An 8,591-nucleotide genomic window follows, 5' to 3' on the forward strand; every position below is an offset into this window, starting at 1 on the left:
CCCTTGATTGACCTCTGAATAAACCATTGGCGTGTTTGTCAAGAGCGATAGCGCGGCCTTTCCACCTAATAAATGGTAGTAGTGTTAGATCCAAATAAGGTTTTCATAGAAGTTTTGACACTACCATTCATCATCAAAGATTTGGAATTTCCCAATTGATCGAGCTTTCCCCTTGTTCTTGGAGAATACGGTTGATCGTTGAAAAGGGACGACTACCGAAAAAGCCCCGATTAGCCGAAAATGGACTCGGGTGGGGTGCTGTGAGGATGTAATGGCGATCATTCGTAATCAGCGCTTGCTTTTCTTGCGCGTGACGTCCCCACAAAACGAAGATTACAGGCTTCTCCCGTTCATTTAAGCAGGTAATCACCCGATCGGTAAAGCTCTCCCACCCTTTTCCACGGTGAGAGGCTGCCTGCCCTTTTCTTACGGTTAACACTGTGTTTAAGAGCAGTACCCCTTGCTCTGCCCATGGGGTTAGGTGACCGTTGTTTGGAATGGGGCAGCCGAGATCCTCCCGCAGCTCCTTAAAGATATTTTGCAGCGATGGCGGTAGTGGTACCCCTGGCTTCACGGAAAAACTTAAACCGTGGGCTTGATTCGGCCCGTGATAAGGATCTTGTCCTAAAATCACCACTTTTGCTTCTGCAAGTGGTGTGTAATGCAAAGCATTGAAAATATCGTACATCGACGGATAAATCGTTTGCGTGCTGTACTCTTGTTTGAGAAATTCACGCAATTGCACGTAATATGGCTTCTGAAACTCCGCTTCCAATACATCTGCCCAATCGTTATGTAAAATTGACATAGGCTCCGCTCCCACACTTCTTTTCTTTATCCATTACATTGTAACATTAACGAATTTGATTCTCATCCGTGGTACTTCGACAAGCTTCTTTACCATTTTAAAAAAAGCTCGGTGATAGCGGAGCCGTAGTGGTTCCTCTCGTTTTTTACTACCCAAAAAAGATGGTCTACTGCTTAGTAAACCACCTTCTCTACACACGTTATTCAATTATTGCCTACAATCATTTGCACTAATGGATGGACGGCTGGCAATCCCGTCACTTCCACTACCGTCTGTTCTAGTCCTTGCACTTGTCGCTTTTTCTGTAGCTCCATGCTTTCCTGATCGTCCTCGACAAAAAAGGCGAAAGCAGCTTGAATCCCTGCCAGTAAAGCAGTCGGCTGTTGTCCAAGGTCAAGCAACTGGCGTGCAGGCTTCACGAGTCGTTCGTTGTATCCTAGCTTACGAATCGGATTTCGACCGACCCGCTCGACTCGATCAGACAAATACGGATTGTTGTAACGTTTGAAAATTTTCTCGATGTACTCATCATGGGCTTCAGGAGGGAAGTTGTATTTATGAACGAGCAGCCCTTTTGTTTCCGCTAACGCTTGCCGTGTTTTTTCGGCAATGGTTTGATCGGAAATCGCTTCTTTTATCGTCATGAGTCCTTTTTGAAACCCGAGATAGGCAACCATCGCATGACCTGTGTTGACCGTAAATAACTTTCGCTCGATGTAAGGAGTCAAGTCTTCCACGTAAGTGACTCCGTCAATCGTTGGCCGCTCTCCTTTCATCGATTTCGTCTCGATCACCCACTCATAAAATGGTTCGACGGAAACGGTTAACGGATCGGCGTGATCTTGGGCAGGAACGATGCGGTCGACCGTCGCGTTCGGAAATCCTGTGACCCTATCGACTTTGCTCCATTCCTCTTCAGAAAGAGAAGCCTTCGTATATTCTTGAAGCATGGAAGAGGCACCGATTGCATTTTCACATGCGATGACCTGGATCGGCGCACCGTTTCTTTTCAAGAGTCCTTGCCCGATTGGATGGGCTAAATGGGGTAAAACGGACGGGCCAACAGCCGTCGTCACAAGGTCGGCCGTAGCAATTTCGGCAATCACCTGCTCCATCTGTGTGCGACTGTTTAGTCCTCTTACATTGTGGATCACGTTTTCCTCATTGTCTTCATCAGCCGTCAAGACCGTATAGGATCGTTGCTCGTTCAAGCGGTCGATCACTTGGGCATTCACATCGACAAATACGACTTCATAGTTTGCCTTGGATAACAACGCGCCGATAAACCCCCGTCCAATGTTTCCTGCGCCAAAATGGATGGCCTTCATCATTCGTTCACCTCACCTAAAAAGGCAAGCACCTCTTGTGCCGATTCAAGGGAAAGTAACCGTTCAACGTTCTCCTCTTCAGAAAACGTGATCGCAATTTTGGACAGAATGTCTAAATGCTCCGTTCCTTTGCCAGCAATCCCGATCACCACGCGAACCTCTTGTCCATCCCAATCAACTGGATCGTCAAATACCAGTACCGACATTCCTGAATGAATCACTTGTTCTTTCGCCTCTTCGGTTCCATGGGGAATGGCAAGGTAGTTCCCTAAATACGTTGAGGTAACGGTTTCCCGCTCAAACATTTTATCCACATAGTTCGGCTCAACATAGCCCTTCTCTACAAGAAGAGTTCCTGCTGCCTTAATTGCTTCCTCCTTCGACCTTGCCTCTGCTTTTACTTTGATTGTCTCTGTTGATAAAATTGTTTGACTCATAACACTCCACTCCTTATCCGTCTTTGTTTATTTTTTCTTGAACGAATGCTTGCGAGGATTCATAGATTCTTGCAAAAACGGCCTGCTCGGATGCTCGTTCAAATAAGCGCATCGTTTCTTCACTTTCAATGATTAACGTGCTTAAATAGCTTAAATATTCTAAGCGAACTTCTTCAAGATCTTGCGGAGCAAGCATGAGAACGACTCGCTCGACAAGGATTAGACTGTTGTCCATTCCTTTTCGCAGCGAAGGGGTCCCCCACTCGTACATGGCAAAATAGGGAATGGTTACGTCCCTTGATCTTGTATGGAAAAGGGCCAAGGACGTGTTTGGAATCGCTACACCCCCTGCACGCTCCCGTTCAATCAAAGCTTGAGCCACACCGCCTCCATTGGTGAGAATTCCTTTTTGCTCTAGTGATCGACAAATACGCTCGATCTCTTCCTCGATTGAGATCCCTCGCTCCACTTGGATTAACTGAAAATGGCTCAGCACTTGATAGATGTCTTGATTCAACTTGGCAAAGTGGGCAAAGCGTTCAATTGCTAAAACATTCGATCCGCCTTCCGCCACCTGTAGACTGGCCTGACCCGTTTCAGTAACAGCTGATGGCTCCCTTAGCTTTTCATCCAAATAAGCACGAATTTGCTTAACTTCGTGGGGAGGTAAAAACGGCTGAACGACAAAGTGCTTCACATCGGTATGGAGCGGGATGGTAGAAAGAAATAGATCATAGTCGTGTAAGTTTTTCTCTCCTAGTTCAAAAAAGGACGCTTGCTCAATCGAAGTAATTTCGGGAAACTCTTTTTCGATTCGGCTGGCCAAAAATTTTGACGACCCGATCCCACTGGAACAGACGACAAGTACTTTTAACGTCCGCTTGCGCTTCAGCCTTTCAAGCGCAGATCCGAAATGCATGACGAGAAATCCTGCTTCTTCCTCTGGGATCGTAATCGGTTCAAACACCTTATTTCCTTTGACTTGAACGACGTGAAAAAGTTCCTCGTAATCCTGTTTAATTTTTTCAAGCAGCGGGTTGTAAATTTTCATTTTTTCGCGAATTCGATATAACGCCGGCTTTAAATGGGCAACTAAGCCTTGGAACAATGAAGGATCTTGGAATTGAACGTGGAGACTTTTTTCCACCTCGTGAATGAGCGCTTTGACGCGGACACCTAACTGAAAGTTCGACTCTTCCAAGAGCGACTCCGTCTCTACGTGCGCTTTTGCTCCTCGGATATGCATAGTCATATAGCCAACTTCCGCTTCTGGGATGTTCATTCCCAGCTTTTGCTCCAAGCGTCTCGCTAAATCGGCCGCAAGCTCAAACTCTTTATCCATCTTTAATTTGCTTAAATAAGACGGGTCAATCTCAATCTTTTCCCCTTGGCGAATCCGCTCAATTGCTAACGTCAAATGGACAATGAGCCCGATATATGCTCGATCGGCCATTGGCTCTACCATTTGCTTTCGAAAATCAGCAAGGACTTCTTGGATATTTCTCACTAACTCAAGATTAATAAGATGAAGCAACCGCTCGGAAATCGCATCCGTTTGCTCCCAATCGTCTAATGGCTCAGAAAGCATCCGGTACATTTTCGATTCGGTCAAATGCTCTGCCAGCAGCTGACTGATAGCCCGACGAATGTCAGATTCGCGTCCAATAATTTGCACACCATACCCTCGCTTTCGAACGAGCTCGAGACGAAAGCCGTTCAGCCACGCTTCGGCTCTCGTTAAATCATTGCTAATCGTCGCAACCGTCACGTTTAACTCGTCGGCAAGGGTAAAAAGCTTCAACGGTTCCCGGTGCTGCAATAAGATAGCTAAGAGGAGCATTTGCCGCTCCTCTGGTGTAAATTCATTTAACTCAAGGGTCTGGAGAAAACCGAGTAGCTTCTCCTGCTCAGAGGGCCCGCCACTAATGACGAGACCGGCTGAACTTTTGTTTAGTTTTAGGCCATATTCAGCCAAAATATCTTCTATTCCTTTTAAATCCCGTTGGATGGTACGCGTACTTACATCTAGCAGTTGTGCAAGTTTCGGTATGGTTAACCCGTCTTTATGCTGCAATAATTGATGCAAAATATTACGTTCCCGTGCTGAAATGTACACGTCCATCCCTCCATTTCGTTTAGGATTTTAATCGGTTTAACAACTCATCATATTTTGGACTACTTAAAAAGTTTTCCACTGAAATGTGCTCGGCATGTGGATTTTTCGCTTTCGCCCGGTCCGTTAAATCTTTATGGGTGATAATAATGTCCACATCGTCAGGCAATTGATTGATCGACGTATTCGCCACATCAATCGAAAGCCCCGCTTTTTTCACTTTATCTCGTAGGATCGAAGCCCCCATAGCGCTCGAACCCATTCCAGCGTCGCAAGCAAAAATAATCTTGTTTACTTTAGTTGCCTGAGGTTGCTCGTCGTCAGTAATTAACGCTTCTTTGACGGAGCTTTCCTTCCCTTTTAGGCCTTCCATTTTTGAAGTCGCTTCTGTCAAATCTTCAGCTGTTGCTTTGCTTGTTTTTAAAATAATCGAAGCAATCACAAACGAAACGACCGTAGCTATAATAACACCGGCAAGAACTCCTGCGTACTCTCCTCTAGGTGTCATCGCCAATAAGGCAAAAATGCTTCCAGGAGACGGCACCGCAACAAGTCCTGCATTAAAGAGAACGAATGTAAACACACCGCTCATACCACCGGCAATGACGGCAAGAATAAGGGTCGGCTTCATTAAAATGTACGGGAAATAAATTTCGTGAATCCCCCCAGCAAAGTGGATGACGGCTGCCCCTGGAGCTGATTGCTTTGCCATTCCTTTACCGAACACCATGAAGGCGAGCAAGACTCCAAGCCCAGGTCCTGGGTTCGTCTCAAGTAAGAACAAAATGGACTTTCCAGCTGAAGCCGCTTGATCAATCCCAATGGGACTTAAAATACCGTGATTGATCGCGTTATTAAGGAAGAGCACTTTTGCAGGTTCAATGAAAATGCTTGCTAACGGTAGCAATCCTGCGCCAATGATCACTTCCACGCCCGACGCTAATACGTTACTAAAGGATACGACAACTGGACCAATACCTAAGAAGGCCACGATCGCCAAAATCGCCGCAAGAATCCCTGCTGAGAAGTTATTGACGAGCATTTCAAATCCGGAGCGAACTTTTGGCTGAAGAACTTGGTCTACTTTTTTGATCAAAAATCCGCCAAGTGGCCCCATGATCATTGCTCCGATAAACATCGGAATGTCAGCACCAACGACAACACCCATGGTCGCGGCTGCACCGACAACACCGCCTCTTACGTCATAGATCATCTTTCCACCTGTATATCCAATTAAAAGCGGAAGCAAGTAGGTAATCATTGGTCCGACAAGCTCTGCTAATTGCTCATTCGGCCACCAACCAGTTGGAATAAAAAATGCTGTAATAAGTCCCCATGCAATAAAAGCACCGATGTTCGGCATAATCATTCCACTTAAAAAGCTACCGAACTTTTGCACTCTTGCCCGAAATGATGGTTGATTGTTCATGTTCTTTCCCCCTTTACGTTCATAATAAAGCGCTCTCATCTTGTAAACAACGAAATCAAAACACACTTTCGTCATTCGGAAGGGTGACAAAGTTTAAATTACTCGATAAGCCTAGTGATAGGCTTCCCTTCTCTCTAGAGTCCATAAAGGTGAGTGTCCTTATACTTTAGTAATGTAATGAGTTAAACATTTTAACATGAAAAAGACTCCCTTTAGTAAAAGGAGCCTAATTATTGATCTGAATTTTTTTGCTGGCGACGTTGATAAAAAATCGTCGGACTCCAGTAACAATACACAATGACGGCAACCGTAAATGCAGTAAAGGTCACAAGCTGGGAAACACCCCATTCATTTAAAAACAAGTAAATGAAGCCGACAAGGAGCAACCCATAATGAAGGAAAAGGGACACGCGAAACGACAGATCTTCGTTGATTCGCCCTTTTTTCAAGAGAAAGGCCACGATTCCGTCCGCTATAATAGAGACAATGATCGTAAAGAGAACCCAGAGTGAAAGAACGGAAAACGCAAGGTATAAAAACGTATCAATCAAAAAATCAGTATCGTAACTGCCGCGAATTAAGTCAATCACCGCAAGTCCAAGGGTAGTCACAGTAGCAAACACAAGCAGGGAACCAAAAGCAGCTAACCCTTTTAAAGCCATTCGTTCAAAAGCATTCCTCGACATGTTGTCGTCCTCCTATCCTTGCCAAAAGGAGCCTGATTAGAAAGAGCGTTTCTATTTTACCACGAAATAGGATCAGGAAGGAAAACACACATAAAGCACGAACTATTATTGGACACCCATCATGGAGGCGAAAGCATTTGAAACAAAAAATCAAAGCACCTCAACTTCCATCATCGCTTACAACGGCTACCATTCTACAGCTTGAAGAAGGCGATGACCAAATCGGTAGCATTCAATTAATCGGTGACGAGACCAATGGTCTGATTTGCCCAGATCATTTGGAAATCCGTCAATCATCCTTTAAGCAAGTCACTTTACTAAATAGCTCCTTTTCCCGTTCCGACCTATCCGATGTTGTTTTTGAGAAATGTGATCTTTCCAACGTCCAGTTTCAAGATGCCATTATTCACAAAGCGGAATTTCGTCGCTGCCGTATGACTGGATTCAACGGCTCAGGCGCTTCTTTCCGCCATGTCCGCTTCATCGATTGCCTGCTTGATTACAGCGCATTCGGATTCTCCAATATGAAGAATGTTGCTTTCAGTCACTGCTCCTTACAAGAAGCCGATTTTTATCAATCAGTGCTGAAACATACAGAGATACAAGATTGCCAATTGCACGGGGCTAATTTTGCACAAACCGATTTGTCGGACATGGACCTGCGCACCTGTTCATTCCAACAACTCACCGTCTCGTTTGACAAGCTGCAAGGCTGCACAGTCACGTCTGAGCAAGCGATCGGTTTTGCGAAAATTCTTGGATTGAACATTGAAGATCATTAACGGTTTGAATGAAGAGAGCTCAGCGTCTTTAGAACCATAGTTCCACTTAGCACCTACACTAATAAAAATTAAAGGAGATGCGTCGTCTCGCACCTCCCTCATCTGTTTTCAATAATGCGGTGTAAAGGCAGTAATAATCGCGCCCACCATAGCACCAGCCCCTGCAAGCGTAAGTAAAACATTGGCCACCACTCGTCCGCCTTTTATCCGGTAAACAAGGGCCCAAATCAAATAATAGAACACAAGGGCTCCTGCCCAGAACAATGCGGCTTGTATCGTGGCTTCCCGCGAATAACTATGTGTAGGCAACACGAAGGCCAACAGACTGAGGCCAAATAGGCCCACACCGATCCATGCCATAAGCTTTTGCATTTTTTCCACCCGCTTTCCTGCTAAACATTCTCTTCTTAAGGGTAACAAATTTTAAGGGATTTTAGTACCAGAACGTATAAAGAGAATGTTTCAGAAATAAATAAAGCAAATCGGTAGTGTCAAAACTTCTATGAAAACCTTATTTGGATCTAACACTACTACCATTTATTAGGTGGAAAGGCCGCGCTATCGCTCTTGACAAACACGCCAATGGTTTATTCAGAGGTCAATCAAGGGCGAAGGGAACAAAAGTAGGCATGCCAAATAACCCTTGACTTTTTCCATTTTAAACCATTGGCAAGTTCGGTTTGTCAAGAGTTCGCTTCGCCGATAGCTGAATAGGGCTCAGCTAAACAAAAGTTAGGCTGACTGTTGTTGTTGAATCCAGTCTTGAGCTAATCCAATAAGGGCTGTCCATCTCGCTGGCATGGTTGGTAGCTTTTCTAATTCTGGAATTGTGACTGGCACTTTACCTTCAAGTGAAGAATGTGGGCGCAAGAAGTTAAAGTAAGCCACAAACAATGTCACAAAAGAAACAGATCCCTGTTCAGAACCAAAGCCGTGCGTCGAACGATAATTCCCTTTAAACGTGCGATTTAGTCGTTCAATGATTTGCTTGAGAGGTCGATACTCTCT

Annotated in this window: 9 protein-coding genes; 1 reads left to right on the plus strand and 8 read right to left on the minus strand. The window is 45.0% G+C overall.

Annotation, left to right across the window (positions count from 1 at the left end; all coding sequences use genetic code 11):
- Positions 1–133: 133 nt before the first annotated feature.
- From E2L07_RS19510 to E2L07_RS19535, 6 genes are all read right to left on the minus strand, one after another.
- A complete protein-coding gene (locus E2L07_RS19510; protein ID WP_134230424.1) occupies positions 134–808 on the minus strand; it encodes a uracil-DNA glycosylase in 675 nt (224 codons plus the stop codon).
- Positions 809–1,011: 203 nt separating this feature from the next.
- On the minus strand, positions 1,012–2,136 hold the full coding sequence (locus E2L07_RS19515) for a mannitol-1-phosphate 5-dehydrogenase (protein ID WP_134230428.1): 1,125 nt from the start codon (positions 2,134–2,136) through the stop codon (positions 1,012–1,014).
- Entirely contained in the window at positions 2,136–2,573 is a 438-nt protein-coding gene (locus E2L07_RS19520; protein WP_010899977.1) for a PTS mannitol transporter subunit IIA, read from the minus strand. The genes E2L07_RS19515 and E2L07_RS19520 overlap by 1 nt, the downstream gene beginning before the upstream one ends.
- Positions 2,574–2,586: 13 nt before the next feature.
- Positions 2,587–4,689, minus strand: coding sequence for a BglG family transcription antiterminator (locus tag E2L07_RS19525; protein WP_053430110.1), 2,103 nt, complete (start codon positions 4,687–4,689; stop codon positions 2,587–2,589).
- A gap of 19 nt (positions 4,690–4,708) precedes the next feature.
- A complete protein-coding gene (locus tag E2L07_RS19530; protein WP_134230425.1) occupies positions 4,709–6,115 on the minus strand; it encodes a PTS mannitol transporter subunit IIBC in 1,407 nt (468 codons plus the stop codon).
- Positions 6,116–6,345: 230 nt separating this feature from the next.
- Positions 6,346–6,801 carry a hypothetical protein gene (locus E2L07_RS19535; RefSeq protein ID WP_134230426.1) on the minus strand — a complete coding sequence of 152 codons (456 nt, stop codon included), beginning with the start codon at positions 6,799–6,801 and terminating at the stop codon, positions 6,346–6,348.
- 137 nt (positions 6,802–6,938) lie between these two features.
- Here E2L07_RS19535 and E2L07_RS19540 point away from each other — a divergent pair, with 137 nt between their 5' ends.
- A complete protein-coding gene (locus E2L07_RS19540) occupies positions 6,939–7,583 on the plus strand; it encodes a pentapeptide repeat-containing protein (RefSeq protein ID WP_166740138.1) in 645 nt (214 codons plus the stop codon).
- 108 nt (positions 7,584–7,691) lie between these two features.
- On the opposite strand, the gene E2L07_RS19545 is transcribed toward E2L07_RS19540, so the two are convergent.
- Positions 7,692–7,955 carry a hypothetical protein gene (locus E2L07_RS19545; RefSeq protein WP_010899982.1) on the minus strand — a complete coding sequence of 88 codons (264 nt, stop codon included), beginning with the start codon at positions 7,953–7,955 and terminating at the stop codon, positions 7,692–7,694.
- Positions 7,956–8,315: 360 nt separating this feature from the next.
- A partial coding sequence (locus E2L07_RS19550) for an integrase core domain-containing protein (RefSeq protein ID WP_134229560.1) occupies positions 8,316–8,591 on the minus strand: 276 nt, incomplete at its 5' end.

Source organism: Halalkalibacterium halodurans (assembly GCF_004376175.1).
Taxonomy (GTDB): domain Bacteria; phylum Bacillota; class Bacilli; order Bacillales; family Bacillaceae_D; genus Halalkalibacterium; species Halalkalibacterium halodurans.

Coding starts and splice junctions, on each gene's coding strand:
- E2L07_RS19535 (WP_134230426.1), bottom strand. CDS start 6,801: ATGTCGAGGAATGCTTTTGAACGAATGGCTTTAAAAGGGTTAGCTGCT.
- E2L07_RS19510 (WP_134230424.1), bottom strand. CDS start 808: ATGTCAATTTTACATAACGATTGGGCAGATGTATTGGAAGCGGAGTTT.
- E2L07_RS19515 (WP_134230428.1), bottom strand. CDS start 2,136: ATGAAGGCCATCCATTTTGGCGCAGGAAACATTGGACGGGGGTTTATC.
- E2L07_RS19530 (WP_134230425.1), bottom strand. CDS start 6,115: ATGAACAATCAACCATCATTTCGGGCAAGAGTGCAAAAGTTCGGTAGC.
- E2L07_RS19545 (WP_010899982.1), bottom strand. CDS start 7,955: ATGCAAAAGCTTATGGCATGGATCGGTGTGGGCCTATTTGGCCTCAGT.
- E2L07_RS19520 (WP_010899977.1), bottom strand. CDS start 2,573: ATGAGTCAAACAATTTTATCAACAGAGACAATCAAAGTAAAAGCAGAG.